19 protein-coding genes are annotated in these 19,125 nt (G+C 70.1%); 11 read left to right on the top strand and 8 right to left on the bottom strand.

From position 1 onward, the window contains the following. Positions 1 to 20 precede the first annotated feature (20 nt). Complete coding sequence (locus tag ACFQ7F_RS38215; protein WP_383281386.1) at positions 21 to 3,128, bottom strand: endo-alpha-N-acetylgalactosaminidase family protein; 3,108 nt, start codon at positions 3,126 to 3,128, stop codon at positions 21 to 23. Positions 3,129 to 3,314: 186 nt separating this feature from the next. Next, positions 3,315 to 4,112, bottom strand: coding sequence for a S1 family peptidase (locus ACFQ7F_RS38220; RefSeq protein WP_383281390.1), 798 nt, complete (start codon positions 4,110 to 4,112; stop codon positions 3,315 to 3,317). Between the two features lie 294 nt (positions 4,113 to 4,406). Here ACFQ7F_RS38220 and ACFQ7F_RS38225 point away from each other — a divergent pair, with 294 nt between their 5' ends. After that, a complete protein-coding gene (locus tag ACFQ7F_RS38225) occupies positions 4,407 to 5,300 on the top strand; it encodes a hypothetical protein (RefSeq protein ID WP_383281393.1) in 894 nt (297 codons plus the stop codon). Between the two features lie 59 nt (positions 5,301 to 5,359). Here the strand turns inward: ACFQ7F_RS38225 and ACFQ7F_RS38230 are convergent, their stop codons facing one another. The 4 genes from ACFQ7F_RS38230 to ACFQ7F_RS38245 all read right to left on the bottom strand — a co-directional run bounded on the left by ACFQ7F_RS38230 (position 5,360) and on the right by ACFQ7F_RS38245 (position 9,056). Further along, a complete protein-coding gene (locus ACFQ7F_RS38230; protein WP_383281396.1) occupies positions 5,360 to 6,244 on the bottom strand; it encodes a pentapeptide repeat-containing protein in 885 nt (294 codons plus the stop codon). Positions 6,245 to 6,335: 91 nt separating this feature from the next. Then, positions 6,336 to 8,030, bottom strand: coding sequence for a DEAD/DEAH box helicase (locus tag ACFQ7F_RS38235; protein ID WP_383281399.1), 1,695 nt, complete (start codon positions 8,028 to 8,030; stop codon positions 6,336 to 6,338). 94 nt (positions 8,031 to 8,124) lie between these two features. Continuing rightward, a complete protein-coding gene (locus ACFQ7F_RS38240) occupies positions 8,125 to 8,328 on the bottom strand; it encodes a cold-shock protein (RefSeq protein WP_361840963.1) in 204 nt (67 codons plus the stop codon). A 239-nt stretch (positions 8,329 to 8,567) separates the two neighbouring features. Continuing rightward, a complete protein-coding gene (locus tag ACFQ7F_RS38245; protein ID WP_383281403.1) occupies positions 8,568 to 9,056 on the bottom strand; it encodes a DUF3662 domain-containing protein in 489 nt (162 codons plus the stop codon). Positions 9,057 to 9,243: 187 nt separating this feature from the next. On the opposite strand from ACFQ7F_RS38245, the gene ACFQ7F_RS38250 reads away from it, so the two are divergent. Both ACFQ7F_RS38250 and ACFQ7F_RS38255 read left to right on the top strand, forming a co-directional pair. After that, on the top strand, positions 9,244 to 10,137 hold the full coding sequence (locus ACFQ7F_RS38250) for an RNA polymerase sigma factor SigF (RefSeq protein ID WP_383281406.1): 894 nt from the start codon (positions 9,244 to 9,246) through the stop codon (positions 10,135 to 10,137). A gap of 80 nt (positions 10,138 to 10,217) precedes the next feature. After that, the gene (locus ACFQ7F_RS38255) at positions 10,218 to 10,613 is read left to right on the top strand and encodes an STAS domain-containing protein (protein WP_383281409.1); all 396 of its coding nucleotides are present in this window, start codon (positions 10,218 to 10,220) and stop codon (positions 10,611 to 10,613) included. A 35-nt stretch (positions 10,614 to 10,648) separates the two neighbouring features. Here ACFQ7F_RS38255 and ACFQ7F_RS38260 read toward each other — a convergent pair whose 3' ends face one another. Further along, the gene (locus tag ACFQ7F_RS38260) at positions 10,649 to 10,795 is read right to left on the bottom strand and encodes a hypothetical protein (protein ID WP_383281412.1); all 147 of its coding nucleotides are present in this window, start codon (positions 10,793 to 10,795) and stop codon (positions 10,649 to 10,651) included. Positions 10,796 to 11,123: 328 nt separating this feature from the next. On the opposite strand from ACFQ7F_RS38260, the gene ACFQ7F_RS38265 reads away from it, so the two are divergent. The 4 genes from ACFQ7F_RS38265 (at position 11,124) to ACFQ7F_RS38280 (ending at position 14,533) form a co-directional block, all read left to right on the top strand. After that, positions 11,124 to 12,632: an FUSC family protein gene (locus ACFQ7F_RS38265; protein ID WP_383281415.1), complete on the top strand. Its 1,509-nt coding sequence runs from the start codon at positions 11,124 to 11,126 to the stop codon at positions 12,630 to 12,632. 189 nt (positions 12,633 to 12,821) lie between these two features. Next, positions 12,822 to 13,577, top strand: a complete 756-nt coding sequence (locus ACFQ7F_RS38270; protein WP_383281418.1) for a GAF domain-containing protein — start codon at positions 12,822 to 12,824, stop codon at positions 13,575 to 13,577. Beyond that, positions 13,549 to 13,941, top strand: a complete 393-nt coding sequence (locus ACFQ7F_RS38275; protein WP_383281421.1) for a DUF2267 domain-containing protein — start codon at positions 13,549 to 13,551, stop codon at positions 13,939 to 13,941. Before ACFQ7F_RS38270 ends, ACFQ7F_RS38275 begins: the two co-directional genes overlap by 29 nt. Before the next feature lie 46 nt (positions 13,942 to 13,987). After that, positions 13,988 to 14,533, top strand: a complete 546-nt coding sequence (locus ACFQ7F_RS38280) for a VanZ family protein (protein ID WP_383281423.1) — start codon at positions 13,988 to 13,990, stop codon at positions 14,531 to 14,533. A gap of 21 nt (positions 14,534 to 14,554) precedes the next feature. Here the strand turns inward: ACFQ7F_RS38280 and ACFQ7F_RS38285 are convergent, their stop codons facing one another. After that, entirely contained in the window at positions 14,555 to 15,400 is an 846-nt protein-coding gene (locus ACFQ7F_RS38285) for an RNA polymerase sigma factor SigF (RefSeq protein WP_383281426.1), read from the bottom strand. A 212-nt stretch (positions 15,401 to 15,612) separates the two neighbouring features. On the opposite strand from ACFQ7F_RS38285, the gene ACFQ7F_RS38290 reads away from it, so the two are divergent. The 4 genes from ACFQ7F_RS38290 to ACFQ7F_RS38305 all read left to right on the top strand — a co-directional run bounded on the left by ACFQ7F_RS38290 (position 15,613) and on the right by ACFQ7F_RS38305 (position 19,046). After that, positions 15,613 to 16,026 (top strand): ATP-binding protein, encoded by a 414-nt coding sequence (locus ACFQ7F_RS38290; protein ID WP_383281429.1) that lies wholly within the window; start codon positions 15,613 to 15,615, stop codon positions 16,024 to 16,026. Positions 16,027 to 16,122: 96 nt separating this feature from the next. Beyond that, positions 16,123 to 16,356: an XRE family transcriptional regulator gene (locus ACFQ7F_RS38295; protein WP_383281432.1), complete on the top strand. Its 234-nt coding sequence runs from the start codon at positions 16,123 to 16,125 to the stop codon at positions 16,354 to 16,356. Between the two features lie 211 nt (positions 16,357 to 16,567). After that, on the top strand, positions 16,568 to 17,917 hold the full coding sequence (locus tag ACFQ7F_RS38300; RefSeq protein ID WP_383281435.1) for a nitric oxide synthase oxygenase: 1,350 nt from the start codon (positions 16,568 to 16,570) through the stop codon (positions 17,915 to 17,917). A 73-nt stretch (positions 17,918 to 17,990) separates the two neighbouring features. Continuing rightward, positions 17,991 to 19,046, top strand: coding sequence for a lactonase family protein (locus ACFQ7F_RS38305; protein ID WP_383281438.1), 1,056 nt, complete (start codon positions 17,991 to 17,993; stop codon positions 19,044 to 19,046). Positions 19,047 to 19,125 lie beyond the last annotated feature (79 nt).

Here is a 19,125-nt window from a genome sequence, read left to right on the forward strand (position 1 = left end):
CTCCAGCTTCCCAGCTTTCCTCAGATCTCGCGCACCTCGAAGGCGTCCAGGACGAACTCCGCGGTGCCGTCGTCCCCGCTCTTGCGCAGCCCGACCCACGCCTCGCCCTTGGCGGGGGCGGTGAACTCGTAGGTCAGGACGGTGGGTTCGGTCGCGACGGGCAGCTCCTTGCGATCGATCTCACGGGCCGCGGGCTCATCGGCGGCGGTGATCCACGCGTACTGCCCCGCCTTCTCGTTCTCGTACCGGAAGGTGACGCGGTAGCGCTTGCCCGCCTCGAAGCGGGCGGTGTGCGGGACGGTGCGGTAGACGAGACCGGTGTTCTCGCCGCGGGACTTGAGTGACTGCGCCCCGTCGATGACGTCGTCGATCGCCTTGCCGTTCCAGCCGCGCTGCGTGAACGGGGCGTGCCGTTGCGCGATGTGCGTGCGCGGGTCGGTGACGTCTCCCGCGTCGCCCTTCACGAACGGCCCCCAGCCCTGCGGCACCTGCTCGAAGTCCTCGGAGACGAGTTGCCCTGCTCCGGCGGCGCTGCCACGCGTGGAGACGATGCGTACGTTGTCGAAGCGCACGCGCGCGTGGCCCGCGTCGGCCCGCAGCGTCAGCTCGGCCGGGCCGCCGCCCTCGGGGACGGTGAAGGGCACGGACATCCGCTGGAAGCGGGTGCCGTGCTTGCGGTCGGCGGCCACGTAGTTGCCCGCCGTGGAGGTCCGCGTCCAGTTGGCTGCGGTGACACCGTCGGCGGTGCGCACCTCCAGGGTGGCCTTCCGTTCGTCGCCTGCCTTGTCCCCGACCTCAACCTGTACGGAGGCGACGTACGTTCCTGCCTTCAGGCGGCGCAGCCGCTGGCCGACGGCGGCCTTGCCGCCCGAGCCGATGACGAGTTCGTGGTCACCGAGCTTGCTGAGCGCGACAGAGGCGGGTCCTGAGACCTTCCAGCCGTCCAGGGACGCGGAGTTGAAGCCCGGGTCTCGCAGTGGGGTCGCCTGCCCCCAGCCGGGGTCGGGCACCGCGGCGGCACGCCTGCGGTAGAGGACGTAGGGCTGCTTGGCCTTGGCGTCGAGGGTGACCTTGCCGCCACGCACCGGAACATCGGCGACGAAGACCCGCCCTTGATCGGTGAGCCGGTACAGCGCGACCTTGCCGAGCCCGGACCACCCGCGCGGCAGCTGCCAACTGCCCTGCCCGCCCTTGGGGTTGTAGTGATAGAGCTTGCCTGGATCGGTGGCCTTGCGAGGCTCCCAGGGAAGCAGATAGCTCCCCCCGTCATAGACGACACGGCCGTCCGTCACGATCCGACGGACACCTCCCGTGTCGGAGACCACCGTCCCGCTCTCCCCTGCCTCTCCGCCCTCTCCGAAGAAACTGATCTCGTGTTCGCCCCAGGACTTGATGGGGTAGGCCTGGAGATACTTGGCGGGCAGTGAATCGGACCAGATCAGGTCATAGAAATAGGCCCAGTCGGTCTTACCGACCCACCCTTCGAAGTTACCCATGCGAGCAATACCCAGAAGCGTCGGCCATTTATCGGCGAAGACATCCTTCTGGTGATTCCGGATGAAACGGATAAGGCGGGAGTTGATGCCCCGCGAGGTGTCAGGACCGTAATCCGGCTCCGTGGCCCAGTGCGACCAGACGGACGAGCGCTCGAAGCCGTGTCCCCACTCGCTGGTGACGATCCAGCCCTGTTCGCGCAGGGCGCGCTGCAGCCTGTCGGACGTCCACCCCGACTCACGGAACACGTCGATGTAGAGAGCGTTCAGCGCACCGTCGGCTTCGTCCCGCAGATCGGCGAACCGCTTGATGATGTCGCCGGAGACCAGGTCCCGCCGCTGGTCGATGCGGTAGCTCTGATCCAGCCAGTCCCACTGTTCATCGGCCTTGTCGACGAGCTTTTCGGAGAAGGCGTTCGCGACGGGATAGGACTCCGTGGCATTCACATGCACGCTGAAGTCGCTGTTCCACTTCTTGCCTTCCCTGACCAGGGTGTTGAGGTCGCCAAGGCCGCCCGCGCGCGTGTTGTAGTTGCCCGCGTAGTCGGGATGCGCGGAGTCGTGACCCTCGGACTGATAGCCCTTGAGCAGCGTGTACTGCCGCAAGCCGTCCGTGGCCAGGTGGATCCGCTTGACGTTGTCGAGGGTCGCGAGGAACGGATTCGTGGCCTGCGAGGCGAAGTTGAAAGGAATGTGCGGGACTACGCGCAGATGCTGCTCGTCCGCGCCGACCGGCTTCACCATGATGTCGCGGAACGCGATGGCGGCGTCCTGCCAGTCGACCTTGCCGTCACCGTTGCGGTCGCCGGTGATGACGACGGTGGCGTACGGAAGGGGCTCGGTGTCGCCGACGGCGGCGGTGGCCGCGCGGTGCGTCCACTGGCCGGGGGCCAGCCGGGCCTCCACGTAACCGCTCTTCTTGACGGTCTCGCGCCAGAGCCTGCCGTTGTCCCAGGTGGTTCCGGCCTCGGTGGTGGGCTTGTCGTAGACGGTGTTGGTCTCGACGGCGCCGCCCAGCGTGTCGTGCGCGACGACGGCGTAGGCGCATCCGGTGGGTGCTTGTGCGGCGGTGTCCGGGGACAGCTTGACCTCGGTGTCCCCGCTCTTGGCCTTGTCGAGCTGGATCTTGGCGGCGAGAAGTGCGGCGCCCGGCTGATCGCTGCGTACGGAGAGAAGGGCGAGGCCGGGGATGCGCAGTGTGCCGACGCGCAGGGCATCGGTGTCCTTGATCTCCGTCACGCGCCACTGCACATGGCGCCCCTTGAGGGCGATCTCGACGGTGATGGTGGTACCGCCGCCGAGGGCGAGAACGTAGGCGACCCGGTCGTCCCCGTCCCTGGTGGCGGTCACCTTCGGGGTGTGCGTCTTGTCGTCCACCAGGAGCGTGCTGACGGCCTCCGACTGGGCGTGCAGGACCGCTTTGGTGGCGCGGTCCGTGTACGAGACGACGCGGGGGAAGTCGGTGGCGACGCGCACGTCGAGGTCGGCGGAGCGGAGTACGGCTTCGCCTGCCGCGGCTGTCCTTGCCGCGGCTGAGGCGGCTCCGCCGAGGCCGACGGCTGCGCCGACACCGGCCAGCGCGCCCGTGGCGACTACGACTCTGCGGCTTGGCCCTGACGTGTCTGACGGCTGCATGGCACCCCTCCGTGGAACGGATCTCGGTGCGGTCACCCTGCGCCGGGAGGGTCTTGTACGCCCATGGACAAAGGGGAGGCAGGTCTTGGACTAAACAAGCCTTCGCGCCCACCCGCCCGATCGCCCCGCCCCAAGACGGAACGGGGCCGGACCACCGAATGGTCCGGCCCCGCGTCCAGCAAAGCGTCAGAGACTCGACGCCGCCTTCTCTATGTCACCGGCGAACGTCGACACCTCGGTGTAGACCCCGGGGAACTTGGGCCGCGCGCACCCGTTGCCCCAGCTGACGATGCCGACCTGGATGTACTCCCCGGCCTCGTCCTTGCGGAACATGGGGCCGCCGGAGTCACCCTGGCAGGTGTCCGTGCCGCCCTCCGCCAGCTTGCCGGCGCAGAGTTCCTCGCCGGGCGTGAGGTCGTCGCCGTACGCGGCCTTGCAGTCCGCGTCGCTCACGAACGGAACCGTCGCCTTGAGCAGGTGGCGCTGCTGGTCGCCACCCTCCTTGTCGGCACCCCAACCGGCGATGGTGAAGTCGCCCTCGTTGAACTTGGTGTCCTTGGCGATCTTCAGCGTGGGCTGGTCGATCGGCTTGGCGAGCTTGATGAGCGCCCAGTCCTTGCCCTTGCCGTCGTAGCCCGGCGCCTGCAGAACCTTCGTGGACTTGACGGTGATCGCGTCCGAGCTCTCCAGGTCCACGACACCACCGGTGGCGGTGATGCTCGTGTTGTCGCCCGAACCGTCCACACAGTGGGCGGCGGTCAGCACGATGTCCTTGGCGTACAGCGCGCCGCCACAGCCCATCGACAGACGGACCATGAACGGGAATTCGCCCTGCTCGGCGGGGGTACCGCCGACGATGCGCTCACCCGGGGTGGGGCCGGGGTGCGGGGCCGCGGAAGCGGCGACGGGCTGGAGACTGACACATGCGAGGGCGATGGCACCGAGGGTGGCGGCTCTCTTGACTCCACGCAGCTTGGTGTTCAACGGGTTTCCCTTCGTGGGGGGTTCGTGGGGGGTTGCACGCGTTCGCGGCCCCAGTCCCTCCCCGCGGAAGCACGAGGATGGCATGAGCCCGCCAATGCGTTGTTGCGGATTATGGAGATCAGTGTCCGCATAGAGCAAGGGGCGGTTTTCAGCCACGGGCCCGCGCGCGGGCTGGTTCCGGATACGGGAGTGCGCCCTAACATGCGTCTTACAGTGGAACCGGGTTGAGGCGAATCGCGGCAACTCGACACACGCTGAGACGACTCGAACCGTCTTCTTCTTGGGGGTGCGGACGTGACGGACGGCGGCCCGGTGGTGCACGGCTACCCCCACCTGGAGACGGTGCGCTCCGCGATCACCGCGCTCTACAAGCGCCTCTCGTACGACGGCGTCCACACCTTCGACACCAGCATCGCCCCCGCCGACGTCGCCTTCTCCGACCAGGAGGATCTGCATCTGGGCGTGCAGCGGGTGGCCCGCGAGATGGTGCGGCACCTCCGCCTTCCGGACGCCCGCATGATCGTCAGCTTCCGCGAGATGGAACACGCGGCGGACGTCGAACTCGCCGCGGGGCCCGAGTACTTCATCGAACTGAACGACCGGTTCCGTACGCATCGCAGGGACATCGGCGCCGCCCTCGCCCACGAGGTCATGCACGTGTATCTGCACCGGCTCGATCTGGCGTTCCCCGGCACACGCGACAACGAGATCCTCACGGATACCGCCACCACCTATCTGGGCGCGGGATGGCTCCTCCTGGACGCCTATCGGGAGGACGGCGCCTCGTCGCAGAAGCTCGGGTATCTGACGCCGGAGGAGTTCGGGTACGTACTCGCCAAGCGGGCCATCGCCTTCGGTGAGGCGCCGGAGACGTGGTTCACCAGCGCGCAGGCGTACACCGCCTATACGAAGGGGCTCGCGCAGGCCCGGCTCGACGAGCAGCAGCCACCGCTCACGGCCGCTGGATGGGCGGGGCGGCGACGGTACGCGAAGGATCGGCGGTACGCGCTGGCGCACGGCTCCGGTGGAGCGGGGGCGTATTCGTTCTCCCGCGCATCAGGCGGGGCCGAGCCGCTGCGGGTCTCGTTCCCCTGCCCCACCTGTCAGCAGCGGATCCGGTTGCCTGCGCGGGGGCGGATGCGGGCGCGGTGCACGTTGTGCCGGACGGTGCTGGAGTGCGACACGTAGACACGTAGGGGTGCGGCGACACGTAGGGGTGCGGCGACGCGTAAGGGCGCGAACCCGTCCTATCCCCGGCTCCAGTGCGCGGGGCGCGTCAGGGCCGGGGGGAGTTTCGTCTCGGCGTCGCCCTTCGCCGCGTTCACCTGCGACTGGGTCAGGAAGATGCTGCCGGTGAGGTCCGCGCCGCGCAGATCCGTGTCCCGGAAGTCCGCGCCGATCAGGTCGGCCTGGCGGAGGTCGGCGCCGCGGAGGTCCGCTGCGATGAGGCAGGCACCGCGGAGGGTGACACCTCGGAGGTCGGCGCCCTTGAGGCGGGCGCCGAACAGGTCGGCTCCCCTGCGGTCCTTCTTCTTCCGGCGGATGTCCGCGCGCATGAGTTCACTGGTGCGCAGCAGGAGGACGTTGACGTCCTCACGGTGTGCGGCCACGTCCGTCTCGGCCACGACTGCGGGAGCGTCGTGGGTGAGCTGCTCGGTCGTGTCCAGCGCGTGCTGGAGCTCGCCTCTGATCGGGCGGGCCTGCGGCAGCGTGAGCGCTTCGGTCAAGTACCAGAGAAGTTCGTGGAGTTGGCGCATCACCGGGAACACGTCGAACATCTGGCGGGCGGTGTCGGGGGCCTGCCGCCAGTCGGTTCCGCCGTAGGTGGCCTGCGAAACCTTCTGGCCCGCACCGAAGCAGTCGTAGACCGTGCAGCCGGAGAAACCCTTCTGGCGCAGGTTCTGGTGGATGCCGCAGCGGAAGTCCTGCTTGAGGTTGGTGCAGGGGGTGCCGGCGGCCTTGTTGACGGGGAAGTCCGAGGACTTGGAGAGGGTGAGGGCCACGCAGCAGAGCCCGAAGCAACTGCCGCAGTCGGCCCTCAGTTCCTGCCGGTCGTCGCCACCGCCACCGTCACCGCCACCGACCAGGGGCAGCAACTGCCGCTCGCGCGGCTGGGGTTGCTTCTCGGGCATCGGGGCCTCCCTCGGACTTCGGCAGGTGCGGCAACGGGTGGAAGAGGCCCGGCAGCAGGGCACAACGCCCCACCGCCGGGCACCCGCACTACTACGCCGCTCGGCGCGCCCCGCCCCCACTGGGGCGACCGCCACCGCCACCGCCACGCCGCGCACGGCCGCCACCGGCACCGCCACCCGCGGAGGGCCTGCCGCCACCGGCGCCGCCGCCCGCGGAGGGCCTGCCGCCACCGCCGCCGCCACCCGCGGAAGGGCGACCGCCGCCCTGGGACTGGGACCTGGACTGACCCTGTCCACCCTGGCCGGACTGCGACTGCCCCTGGGACCGGGCCCGACGCTGCCCCTGGCCGCCGCCCCCGCCCTGACCGGCGGGACGCCCCCGCCGGGCACGCTGCGGCGAGGCCTGCTGCTGCTGGGGAACCTCGATGACGACCGGCACCCCGGAGGGCTCCCGCGCACCGGTGATACGGACCAGTTCCTCGTCCGTGGACTTCACTCGCGCCGTCTTCGGGCTGATCTCCGCGTCGGACATCAGACGCGTCATCTCGCGCTTCTCGTCCGGCAGGACGAGGGTGACGACACTGCCCGACTCCCCGGCCCGCGCGGTACGCCCGCCACGGTGGAGGTAGTCCTTGTGGTCGGTGGGCGGGTCGATGTTCACGACCAGGTCGAGGTCGTCGACGTGGATGCCGCGGGCGGCCACGTTGGTGGCGACGAGCGCGGTGACCTCACCGGTCTTGAACTGGTCCAGGGTCCGGTTGCGCTGCGGCTGCGAACGGCCGCCGTGCAGCCCGGAGGCCCTCACACCGTTGGCGAGCAGCCGCTTGGTGAAGCGGTCCACCGCGCGCTTGGTGTCCAAGAACATGATCACCCGGCCCTCGCGGGCGGCGATACGCAGGGCCACGGCCTTCTTGTCGGTCTCGTCGGCGACGTACAGAACGTGGTGTTCCATCGTCGTGACCGCTCCGGCGGACGGGTCGACGGAGTGCACGACCGGGTCCGTCAGGAACATCCGGACGAGCCGGTCGATGTTCTTGTCGAGCGTGGCGGAGAACAGCATGGTCTGGCCACCCTGCTCGACCTGCTTCAGGAGCGCGGTGACCTGCGGCATGAAGCCCATGTCGGCCATCTGGTCGGCCTCGTCGAGGACCGTCGTCCGCACCTGCGAGAGATCGGCGTCGCCGCGCTCGATGAGGTCCTTCAGACGCCCGGGGGTCGCCACCATGATCTCGGCGCCGCGGCGGAGCGTGCCCGCCTGCTTGGCGATGGAGAGACCGCCGACGACCGTCGACATGCGCAGGTTCACGGAGGTGGCGTACGGCGTAAGGGCGTCCGTCACCTGCTGCGCGAGCTCACGTGTGGGGACCAGGACCAGGGCGAGGGGAGAGCGCGGCTCGGCGCGGCGGCCCGCGGTGCGGGCCAGGAGCGCGAGGCCGAAGGCGAGGGTCTTGCCGGAGCCGGTGCGGCCACGGCCGAGGATGTCGCGGCCCGCGAGGGAGTTGGGGAGCGTGGCTGCCTGGATCGGGAAGGGCTCGGTCACGCCCTGTGCGGCCAGCGTCTTCAGCAGCGCCTCGGGCATGTCCAGGTCGGCGAACGCCTCGACTGCGGGCAGCGCGGGCTCGATGCTCTCGGGGAGCGCGAATTCGCCCCCCACCGGCCTCGCCTTGGCGCGGCCGGGCTTCTTCGCGGCGCCCCTCGCCTGGCCGCCGCCGGCCACCGGGGCCTTTCCGCGTGCGTTCGTGGAGCGCCCGCGGGCAGGACGTGCGGGGCGATCGGAGCGATTCATACGGAAATGCCTTCCTGGGCCTGGTGACAGCACAAGCCGGGACCCGCACCTATCCGGTGCGGGCCCCGGCTATGAGGTTCGCGTGCTACGACGATCAGGCGGGAACGATGTTCTCGGCCGTCGGGCCCTTCTGGCCCTGGGCGATGTCGAAGTTCACCTTCTGGCCTTCCTGGAGCTCACGGAAGCCCTGGGCGGCGATGTTCGAGTAGTGGGCGAAGACGTCGGGGCCGCCGCCGTCCTGCTCGATGAAGCCGAAGCCCTTTTCCGAGTTGAACCACTTCACGGTGCCAATAGCCATGTCTAATCTCCATTCGGGGCAGTGCCCGGAGTTCGCACTGTGCGGACTCCGTGTCGCCGCGATGATTGCCCCGCCGGAAATGACCGGAAATACAAAAGTGCTCCCACCGGACAAGAATCGACTGGTGAGGGCACTTGAAGTTTTTTGGGAACCACAACTGCAACTGAGATCGACAGTAGCACGGTGCGATCGGCTCTGTGTGGTACAAAAATGCGTTCCGGGCGTCGTGCAAGAAACTCTCAGGGCGCGTCGCGCTGATTTCTCTCACGGCCGACACACATATTGGTCGGCTCGAAACACAGCGTTTCTGCCGCAGGGGTCGGCCCGGGGATCATCCCGGGGGCCGCCCCGTGTTCTGCCGGGGTGATCCGCCCGTGAACCTGGAACCTGCCGACCGCGTCGCCACCGGCCGACCGCAGGCTGACCGCGACGGGTCCCGCGAACATGTAGCCCTGCTCTGCGGCGTGACGGTGGACCTGAGCGGCGAGGTAGCGGCCCAACTCCGTGCCGGTGGTGCTCAGCCTGCGGTGGCTCTCCGGCGGAAGTTCGATGACGAACGAGTTGGGGACAAGGACGCGCTCGCGCCCGAGGATCAAGGCGCTGTCATCGCACTGCCGGCGCAGTATGGCGACTACTTCCCCCCGCTTGTGTCTGGGCGGAAGCAGCTGAGTCCACAGGGTGGTTGTCCATCGCTCCATGGTGTGTTCGATCCGGTTGATGAGTTGCATGGCGCTTCCGCTGCCCGGCGCTCCAGGAGGCACACTCACCCAATGGTGTGGTCGGCCCGGAGCCGGCCTGACTCCCATGGTTCCTGTACGGAGAGTCAAGTCACGGGAATGTAACGGCAGATGGTGGGTAAGAGCCCGTGCACGGCGCGCTCTCACCCCGAGGGCGCCTTGCGTTTCGGGAGTGACGATGGTGGCCTCGACGACGAGCAGCCAAGGACCCACGGTGTCGTTCGCCGAACGACATACCGCCGGCCCCGATGTCGCCGCAGCCGATCCGACGGCCTCAGAGCACCCCCTGCCCCCTGTCGTCGGAAAGCGCACGGCCGACCTGAGGGCCCTCTCCAAGACGCTCTTCGCCCGCCTCGACGCGGTGGAGGAAGGCACGCCCGAGTACTCCTACGTACGCAACTCGCTGGTGGAGCTGAACCTCAACCTCGTGCAGTACGCGGCGCATCGGATGCGCCCGCGCGACGAATCGTTCGAGGACGTCGTCCAGGTGGGCACGATCGGTCTGATCAAGGCGATCAACCGCTTCGACCTCCAGCGGGGCGTGGAGTTTCCCACCTTCGCACTGCCGACCATCATGGGCGAGATCAAACGCTTCTTCCGCGACACCACCTGGGCCGTGCGCGTTCCCCGCCGGCTGCAGGAACTCCGCCTGGACCTGGTGAAGGCCACCACCGATCTCGAGCAGACCAACGGGCACACCCCGACCACGGCGGAACTCGCCGAGCATCTGGACCTGGACGAGGCCGAGGTCAGCGAAGGCCTGACCGCCGCCAACGGCTACACGACAGCCTCCCTGGACTATCCGGCCGACGGCGTCGACTCCGACGACACGCTGGCCGACCACGTGGGCTACCGCGACCCGGAGCTGGACAAGGTCGAGGACCTGCACACCCTGAAGCCGCTCATCGCCGCGCTCCCGGAGCGCGAGCGCAAGATTCTCGCGATGCGCTTCGCCGCCGACATGACGCAGAGCGAGATCGGTGCGGAGCTGGGCATCTCCCAGATGCACGTCTCGCGCATCCTCACCCGGATCCTCGGGCGGCTGCGGGTCAAGCTCCTCGACAAGAGGTAAATGACGGGGCGCGAGCCGCGCCGAGCTGTTCCGGGAGAGGCTCCTGTGCTGATCTCGGTACGATGGCTCTTGGGGGTGCGATGTCCACTGAGACCCATCGCCTGACCATCACCGAGCTCGCGAGTTGCTCCGACTCCGCGGTGCTGCGGGTCAGCGGCGAGCTCGACCAGTCCTGCGAGGAGTTCTTCCTGCGTACCCTCGGCGCCAGTGTGGAGGCCGGTCACCGGCATCTGGTCCTGGATGTGACGGCGCTGATGTTCTGCGACTCGCGCGGGCTCAACTGCCTGCTCGCCGTGCGCTGGCTGCTCGCCCGCCGTGAGGGCAGGCTGCTCCTTGCGGGGGCAGGGCGGCGCCTCTCGGAAATGCTGGCGCTGACCGGCAGCACGGAACTGCTCCCCGCCTATCGCACGGTCGGCCAGGCCCTGCTCACCCTGCCGGAGGACCAGCGCCCGCAGTGGCCGCCGAGGGCGCCGTAGCCCGCGGATCGCGTACGGCGGCTCCTCGGCGAAGCTCAGTGGCGCCCTCGGAGCTTGCCGAGCATCCGCTTGGCCTGGGCCCGCTTCTTGGGGTCGGCCGAGGCCTGGCGGACCTGACGGATCGTGCGCTGACCTTGAGGGCTGCGGACGAACTGCTTGATGCGGTCGATCACTCCGGGCATGACGACTCCTGAGACGTGAGAACTTCCGGCCTACGACGGGGTGCTCGGCAACTACCCAGGTCAGCGGCGTTTACGCCAGGGGAATCGGCCCAGGCGCTTTCCGGCGGCCGCGGTGAGCCTTCGCGGTGGTGACCGTCACATGGTCCGTTGGCCCTCCGGTGGCATGGCATGGGGGCACATCAGTGTGCCATTGGCTCAATGGAACTGGTGCCAGTTGAGCCAGTAAGGCTCTTGATGGTGTGATGTGGCTGTCGATGGCGCTGCGGATTCCCGCGGCGCCTTTTGCATGCGGGCAGGTCGAGCTGGACGCGAAAGGGGCGGGGAAGCTGTGCTGAAGAGCGTGTTCGTGGCGCCGGATCCGGGGCGGGTGCGGCTGCGGTTCGCCGCGCGGGCCGTCATCGGCATCGCGCTTGCGGTGACCGTGTGCGGTCTTGCCGGGCACTCGCTCGCCGCGGCGATCACCGGCGGGCTCGCGGCGCTGCTCGCTCTCTTCACCGTGGGCGACGCGACGGTGAAGGGGCAGGCCGTCACTACGGCTCTGCTGCCCGCGGTCGGGTTTCCCGTGCTCGCTCTCGCGGCGGTGCTGCATGACGTACCCGTGGCGCGGGACGTCGCTTTCCTCGCCGTGATGGGCGTGGGCGTGTACGCGCGGCGGTGGGGGCCGCGCGGACACTCGCTCGGGGTGTTCGCGTTCATGATGTTCTTCGCGACGCAGTTCCTGCACACGGGGCCGGAGCAGTTGCCCGAGCTGTTCGCCGCCATCCTGCTGTCGCTGTGCGCCTCGTCGTCCGTACGGTTCGGGCTGTGGTGCTACGAGCGCCGCCTGCCGGCCGCTGCCGTACCCACGGTGCCGGGTGGCAGGGGCCTTGCCAGGACGACCACGCGGCAGGCTGTCCAGGCGGCGCTCGGCGGCGCCTTCGCCCTTGCCGCGGGGCAGGTGCTCTCCCACGAGCGGTGGTACTGGGCCGTGGGCGCCACCTGGTGGGTGTTCGTGAACACCGCGTCGAGCGGGGAGACGCTGGTGCGCAGCTTCCGGCGGGTGCTCGGCACGGTCATCGGCATCGGCGCCGGTTTCGTCCTCGCGGTCCCGCTGCACGGTGCGCCGGTGCCTTCGGCGGTCATCGTCGCCGTCAGCGTCTTCGGGATCTTCTACACGGCCGCGGTCTCGTACACGTGGATGATGCTCGCCGTCACCGTGATGGCAGGCGTGCTCTACGGGCTGCTCGGGGTGCTGAACCCGGGGCTGCTCGCCCTGCGGGTCGCGGAGACCGGCGTGGGGGCGCTCGGCGCCGTACTCGCTGTGCTCCTCGTCCTGCCCGTCACCACGCACGCCACGACGAACGCCTGGATCGAGCGCGCCCTGCGCTGTGTGCACGCCTGCACGGAGGAGGCCGCGGCCCGGCTCGCCGGGTCCCGGCACGCCGACCCCGCGCCGCGCGTCGCCGAGCTCGAGCAGCTTCTCGGGAAGGTGCGGTTCTCGCTGGCTCCGCTGGTGCACCCGTTCAGCCCGCTGCGGGCCCGCAAGGAACGCGCCCGCCACGTGCTCGAACTGCTCGACGCCTGCGCCCGCGAGGTGCGCGGGCTCGCCTCGATCGCCGCGGACCCCGAGGCCTCCCACGACGACAGGCTCGCCGCAGCCTGCTGGCGCGTGGAAGCCGCGGTGGAGGCACTCACCGCGCCAAAGGCGGCTCGCGGACCGGCCACCGACGCCGTCGCCCTGCCGCATCCCTCCGCCGCCGAGCCCGTGTTGGCCCATCTGCACGGCCTGGAGAAGGCACTCGTCGAGCTGGCCGTGCCGCTGCGCACTTCGACTCGTACGCCCTTGATCGGGGCCTGAGCTGGCCTGAGCAGGCACGTTCCCCTCGACTGCCGGAAGCCGCCCTGCCGATGAGAGCCGATGAGACATGAGGTGGCCCATCGCGTGGTAGACGAACTTCCGCTCCTTCGGGCGCCGGGCCAAGCCGTGCGCCTCCGCTCGGAGGGCGCTGCCGGACCATGAGGCGCGCGACTGAGAGGGATGCTGACCATGCCGGAGGAATCACCGTCGATCGTGCATGACGTGTCCGTCGCGGCGGCTGTCGGGCGACGCGCGCTGCCGAACCGGCTCTGTACGGCGTTCAGGCAGTCACTGGGCGCTCGACGGGCAGCCCTGTCCTGGCTGCCACGGCTCGAGCACTGGCAACTCCTGCACGCCACCGACGAACCCGCCCTGCAGGCAGAAGCCGCACAGTTCACCCGCGCCGACGGCCCCTCGGTCAGCGCCGCACTGGGGATGCGGCCCGTGTTCGTGCCGGACCTGCGCGACTATCCGTGCCGCACGGGAACGCCCCTGTCCGATGAACTGCCCGGCACCCGGCGGGTCCTTGCGCTGCCGCTGCACGCCCGTCACACACCGGTCGGCGTGCTGTGTCTCTACTACTCCGAGCGCACCGAGGTGACCCCCACCCACATCACCCACGCACAGCGCGCCGCCGGTCTCGCCCTGGAGGCGCTGATGCGCTGGCGGCCCGTGCACGCGGGCACCGGCTGCCGGCGCCCGATGTGGACCACCAGCACGCGCGCGGCGCGCTGGGAGCGCATCCACCAGGCCGCCGACCATGTCGCCGCCCGCCAGGACTGCGCCGTCGCCGAGGGGCTTGCGTGGCTCCAGGGGGTGAGCGCGCGCGACGGTCTCTCGCTGCTCGACGTGGCCGACACCGTCCTGCAGCCGTCGCACGTCCGCCATGCCGACGAGAGCGAGGAGGGGAGCGGCCGTGAACGAGTCGGTGGAAGTGTTGCTTGACCGTGTCCAGGAACGCGGGGGCTACAAGATCCGGCGGGAGGCCGCCGGGGCGGTGCGCTGCGTCCTTGAGGTCCTGGGGGCGCATCTGGTGGGGGACGACCGGACGGATCTCGCCCGCCTGCTGCCCCACCAGTACGAACCGCTGCTCACCGAAGGGCCATCGGCCAGCGAACCCCTGACGCCCGCGGCTTTCATCGCGGCGGTGGGCGCCCGCGTCGACGTCGACGCGGGGCAGGCCCGCCGTGCCGTCACCTCGGTGCTCGCCACGGTCGCCGAGGTCGCCGACGACGCGCTGCTGCGCCGCATACTCACGCAGCTCCCGCCGGGACACGCCGGTCTGTTCGGGCGTACGGACCCCACATGACGTCCGGAAGGCGCAGACAGAACACCCCCTGAATTGGAGGCTCGTGATGGCACGGACAGTTCCGCAGGGCAAGACCGTGAGGGAATCAGGGAGCCGAAGCGCTCCCGACGCGCCCCCGCTCTCCGGATGGGCGCGTGCGATGGCGATGCTGCTCGCCTTCGCGGGGACGGTGGTCTTCGCCGTGCTCCTCGCGAGGCTGACGCTGGAGCCATCGGCCGCCTCCGAGCCCTTGACGCACAGCAACCTGCGCCCCGGCGATTCGATCCGCGACTATCTCGCACAGCCCGCGTTCCGCGACACCCTCAAGCAGCTCGGCGGCAACATCGTCCTGGGTCTGCCGTTCGGCATGCTGCTGCCGGTGCTCCTGCCCCGCGCCCGGGGGCTCGTACGCGTCATAGCCGTCACGGCACTGGTGATGCTGCTCGTCGAGCTGGCCCAGGGCTTTCTCGTCACCGGGCGGGCCTTCGACATCGACGACGTCCTGCTCAACACGACCGGCGCGGTCCTCGGCTACCTGCTGATCGGCCGCAGGCTGGGACGCGCCGTGCACCCCCGGCGACGGCACTGGTGGCACCGCTTCACCAAGAAGTGAGCGTCGAGCAGGAGGTGAGCGTCAGCGGGTGGTGAGCATTCCGGCGCGCAGGCGGGCCAGGGTGCGGGAGAGCAGGCGCGAGACGTGCATCTGGGAGACGCCGAGGTGCTCACCGATCTGCGACTGGGTGAGTTCGTCGACGAACCGCAGACGCAGGATCTGCCGGTCCCGCTCGTCGAGTTGGGCGAGCAGGGGCGAGAGGGCGTGGAAGTCCTCCACGAGCTCCATGGCGGGGTCTTCCGCGCCGATGAAGTCGGCGAGGGCCGCCTCGCTGTCGTCACGGTCGCCGTGCACGGTGGCGTCGAGGGAGGTGGAGTTGTAGCCGTTGGCGGCCTGCCGGGCCTCGATGACCTCGTCCTCGGTGAGGTCCATCAGCTCGGCGAGTTCGCCGACCTTGGGGGCGCGGCCGAGGCGGGTGCTGAGCTCGTCGGTGGCCTTGGCCAGTTCGACGCGGGCCTCCTGGAGACGGCGCGGAACGTGGACGGCCCAGGAGGTGTCGCGGAAGAACCGCTTGATCTCACCGACGATGTACGGCACGGCGAACGTGGCGAACTGGACCTCGCGGGAGAGTTCGAAGCGGTCGATCGCCTTGATCAGGCCGATCGTGCCGACCTGGACGATGTCCTCCATGTCGTCGCTGCGGTGGCGGAACCGTCCGGCGGCGTACCGCACGAGGGACATGTTCATCTCGACGAGGGTGTTGCGGGCGTACTGATACTCCGGTGTGCCCTCTTCGAGCGCGGCGAGCCTGGTGAAGAACAGCATCGACAGGGCACGGGCGTCCTTCGGCCCGACCTCCTGAGGAGAAACGATCTCAGGCAACTCCGCGATGCCGGTGTCCGTGGAAGTCTCGGTCGCCGCTGTCATGTTTTCCCTCCCCTGTCACCCGGCCCTCCGTCGTCCCCCGACCGGCCGGTGAAGCGCACGTACCCCGACTCCGGTGCTTCATGCGCCCCGTCGTGCAACAAGATCCGTTATGTTTCGACGGGTTACAGGGTCCGCATTGCCGGGCAAGTGTGCATCTCGGACAGCGGCCATCCCATATTCGGACAGAGGCCACCCCCATACGAGGAGGGCTCATGAGGACGCAAGGGACGCGACTGGACGCCGGACCGTCACAACAGGCGGTCTTCGACAAGAGGCCGGAAGCCGTCGCCCACGCCCGGGACTTCACCCGCTCCTTCCTCGGCGGACTGCATCCTGCCGTGGATCCCCAGGACGCCGTGAGCGTCGAACTCGCGGTCTCCGAACTCGTCACCAACGTCGTACGGCACGCACGCGGGACATCGTGTTCCCTGCGCCTGGAGGCGCAGCCGGACGGCATAGCGGTGGTGGTCGGCGACGCCGATCCGCGACCGCCGCGGGAGCGGGCACCCGACCTGGCCGGCGGCACCGGCGGATTCGGCTGGCCCATGGTTCAGCACATGGCAAAGGCGGTCACCGTGACCGGTGGGCCCACCGGCAAGACCATCCGGGCCGTCCTGCCCAGGTAGCCGTCACGCCCAGGTGACGGTCCGCGGCGCCGTGCGCCGGACACCGTGCGCCGGGACGTACGGCATGAGCGCACGCGAGCGGGGCAGGAGAGGTCAATGGATGACCTGTCTCAGCTACTCCAGAAGACCATGCGCCGCCGGCATCTGACGCCGCAGGCGATCGCCGACAAGACCGGGATCCGCACCCCGCGCATCCGGGCTTTCGCCGAGGACGGGGCCGAGGGGCCCATCCGCCCGACCGACGAGGAACTGGTGGAACTGGCAGGCGCTCTCGCACTGCCCGCCATCAAGGAAGCCGCCCGGCCCCCGGCCGCGGCAACCTCTCCCTGACCTCTCGGACCGCGAAAACCTCCCTGACCGCGAACCCCACGCCGACCTGCCGTTTCCGGCCGCGGCGTGGACAGTTCGCCCGCGTCTGAGGCATGTTCACCGGGCACATACAGGGTGGATCACCCCGTCGGAGGGGTAATCCCGCGGCTAACAGACGTGCGGACCGTGCGGGAGCGGTCCGTGCCCCGGAGCCGCCTCCTGGGGGTGCACCATGCGGAATTTCCTGCGCAGGGCCGGATACGGAGCTCCTGCGGACAGCGAGACGCGGGGCAGCGGACCGGGCCACTGCCCGGTCGCGGGACCGGCGCTCGCGCACCAGCGTGCCGCCGACACCGCCTGCCCGGAGCGTGCCGCGGGCCACGAGGACGACGGCGCCCCGTCGGTGCCGCGTCCCGCGGACAGTGCGCCGACAGGGCCCGCCCTGCGCCGGGCCGCCGCCGAGTTCATCCGCCTGCACCACGACGAGACCCACCGCGGTGACCCCGCGCCACGGATCGCCCAGGTGCTCGCCGAGATCGCGGGAACGGGGACGTACCGCCACACCCACGACGAGCTCGTCTTCGGCGCCCGGCTCGCCTGGCGCAACGCCGCCCGTTGCATCGGACGTCTCTACTGGCGCTCCCTGCACGTCCTGGACCGCAGGGAGCTGACCGCCGCCGAGGACATCGCCGCCGCGTCGGCGGACCATCTGCGCGCTGCCGTCAGCGGCGGGCGGCGGATCAGGCCCCTCATCACCGTCTTCGCGCCCGACGCGCCGGGCCGTCCGGGGCCCCGCATCTGGAACGAGCAGCTCATCCGGTACGCCGGGTACCGGCACCCCGGCGGCATTGTCGTCGGCGACCCGCGCAACGCCGGGATCACCGAGTTCGCGCGCGGCCTCGGCTGGCCCGGCGGCCCCGGCACCCCCTTCGACGTACTGCCCCTGGTGATCCAGGGCGCCGACGAAAGGCCCCGCTGGTTCAGGCTGCCGCCCGACGCCGTCCTCGAAGTCCCGATCGGGCACCCCGATCACGCCTGGTGGGCGGCGCTCGGGCTGCGCTGGCACGCGGTGCCCGCGCTGGCCTGCATGTGCCTGGAGATCGGGGGCATCTGCTACCCCTCCGCGCCCTTCAACGGCTGGTACATGGGCACCGAGATCGGCGCCCGCAACCTCGCCGACAGCGACCGCTACGACCTGCTGCCGCGCGTCGCCGAACGGCTCGGGCTCGATACGGCGAGCGACCGTTCGCTCTGGAAGGACCGCGCCCTCGTCGAGCTCAACCGGGCCGTGCTGCACTCCTTCGACCGGGCCGGTGTCACAATGACCGACCACCACACCGAGTCCCGGCGCTTCCTGACCCACCTGGGCCGCGAGGAGAGCAGGGGCCGCACCGTGGGCGCCGACTGGTCCTGGATCGTGCCGCCCCTTTCCGGCAGCGCGACACCCGTCTTCCACCGCACCTACGACACCGTGGAGCGCCACCCCGCCTACGTCCACCACCCCGAGGCCCTCGCCAGGGCGCGGGGCGAGAGTGGCGACGCCCTGGTCCGGGAGGCTCCGGTCCAGAGTCCCTTGGTCTAGACCGGCTGCTAGCGTCTGCCGCACGAGTGCCCCCTGGACGCGGTGCTCGGTCGAGAGTCGAGAGGGGAACGCAGTGGTCGGCAGGTACGGGATCAGTCAACGGGCGTACATCGGATCCTTCACCGCGGCGGGCGGTGCCGGGATCCTCACCGCCGCCGTCGACGCGGACAGCGGTGCGCTGACCGTCCTCAGCGCCACGGACACGGTCGCCGACCCCTCGTACCTCGCGCTTTCGGCCGCAGGTGACACGCTCTACGCCGTCAGCGAGACGTCCGACGGCACCGTCTCCGCGTACCGCCTGGACGGCGACAAGCTTGAGCGGGCCGGACGGCCGGTGGCGGTCGGCGGGTCCGCTCCCACCCATCTCGCCCTGCACGCCGGGCACGTCCTCACCGCCAACTACGGCTCCGGCAGCGTCAGTGCCGTGCCGGTGCGCTCCGACGGCAGCCTCGCCACCACCCCTTCCGGCGTCCTCGCGCACACCGGCGCGGGCCCCCACCCGCAGCGCCAGCAGGGGCCGCACGCCCACCAGGTCCTGCCGGACCCGAGCGGCCGCTGGGTGGTGAGCGTCGACCTCGGTACCGACTCCGTACGCGTCTGCGAGCTCACGGCGGCGGGCGAGCCGGTCCTGCACCGCGAGGTCGCGCTGCGGCCGGGCTCAGGGCCACGGCACCTCGCGTTCCACCCTCGCGGCGATCTCGCGTACGTCCTGAACGAGCTGGCGCCCACCATCACGATCTGCGCCTGGGACGCCGCCGGAGGGGCCCTCAAGCCGCTCGGCGAGGCGGCCGTCCTGCCGGGGCCCACGGACGGCGACGGCGAGGCCTTCCCCTCCGGGATCGTCGTCGCGCCCGACGGCCGCTTCCTGTGGACCGCGACCCGGGGCCAGGACGTCATCTCGGTGCTCGCCCTTGAGGAGGAGGGGGCGCGTCCGCGGCTCACCGCCACCGTCCCCTGCGGCGGTCACTGGCCGCGTGACCTGGCCGTCGACCCGTCGGGGCGGTTCCTGTACGCGGCCAATGAGCGGTCCGGCGACGTGACCTGGTTCGCCGTGGACCCGGCGACGGGCATCCCGCGCCGCGCGGGCTCGATCGATGCCCCGGCCGCGTCCTGCGTGATCTTCGGCTGAGACACCTGAGGCACCTGAGGCAGATGGGTCGCAGGTCACCGCACCCGCGTACGCCGATGGGCCCGCCCCCTGCATCAGC

The organism is Streptomyces sp. NPDC056486, from assembly GCF_042795295.1.
Taxonomy (GTDB): domain Bacteria; phylum Actinomycetota; class Actinomycetes; order Streptomycetales; family Streptomycetaceae; genus Streptomyces.

Coding starts and splice junctions, on each gene's coding strand:
- ACFQ7F_RS38295 (WP_383281432.1), top strand. CDS start 16,123: ATGGATGACCTGTCTCAGCTACTCCAGAAGACCATGCGCCGCCGGCAT.
- ACFQ7F_RS38250 (WP_383281406.1), top strand. CDS start 9,244: ATGGTGGCCTCGACGACGAGCAGCCAAGGACCCACGGTGTCGTTCGCC.
- ACFQ7F_RS38280 (WP_383281423.1), top strand. CDS start 13,988: ATGGCACGGACAGTTCCGCAGGGCAAGACCGTGAGGGAATCAGGGAGC.
- ACFQ7F_RS38270 (WP_383281418.1), top strand. CDS start 12,822: ATGCCGGAGGAATCACCGTCGATCGTGCATGACGTGTCCGTCGCGGCG.
- ACFQ7F_RS38285 (WP_383281426.1), bottom strand. CDS start 15,400: ATGACAGCGGCGACCGAGACTTCCACGGACACCGGCATCGCGGAGTTG.
- ACFQ7F_RS38260 (WP_383281412.1), bottom strand. CDS start 10,795: ATGCCCGGAGTGATCGACCGCATCAAGCAGTTCGTCCGCAGCCCTCAA.
- ACFQ7F_RS38300 (WP_383281435.1), top strand. CDS start 16,568: ATGCGGAATTTCCTGCGCAGGGCCGGATACGGAGCTCCTGCGGACAGC.
- ACFQ7F_RS38240 (WP_361840963.1), bottom strand. CDS start 8,328: ATGGCTATTGGCACCGTGAAGTGGTTCAACTCGGAAAAGGGCTTCGGC.
- ACFQ7F_RS38230 (WP_383281396.1), bottom strand. CDS start 6,244: ATGCCCGAGAAGCAACCCCAGCCGCGCGAGCGGCAGTTGCTGCCCCTG.
- ACFQ7F_RS38215 (WP_383281386.1), bottom strand. CDS start 3,128: ATGCAGCCGTCAGACACGTCAGGGCCAAGCCGCAGAGTCGTAGTCGCC.
- ACFQ7F_RS38255 (WP_383281409.1), top strand. CDS start 10,218: ATGTCCACTGAGACCCATCGCCTGACCATCACCGAGCTCGCGAGTTGC.
- ACFQ7F_RS38245 (WP_383281403.1), bottom strand. CDS start 9,056: ATGCAACTCATCAACCGGATCGAACACACCATGGAGCGATGGACAACC.
- ACFQ7F_RS38290 (WP_383281429.1), top strand. CDS start 15,613: ATGAGGACGCAAGGGACGCGACTGGACGCCGGACCGTCACAACAGGCG.
- ACFQ7F_RS38235 (WP_383281399.1), bottom strand. CDS start 8,030: ATGAATCGCTCCGATCGCCCCGCACGTCCTGCCCGCGGGCGCTCCACG.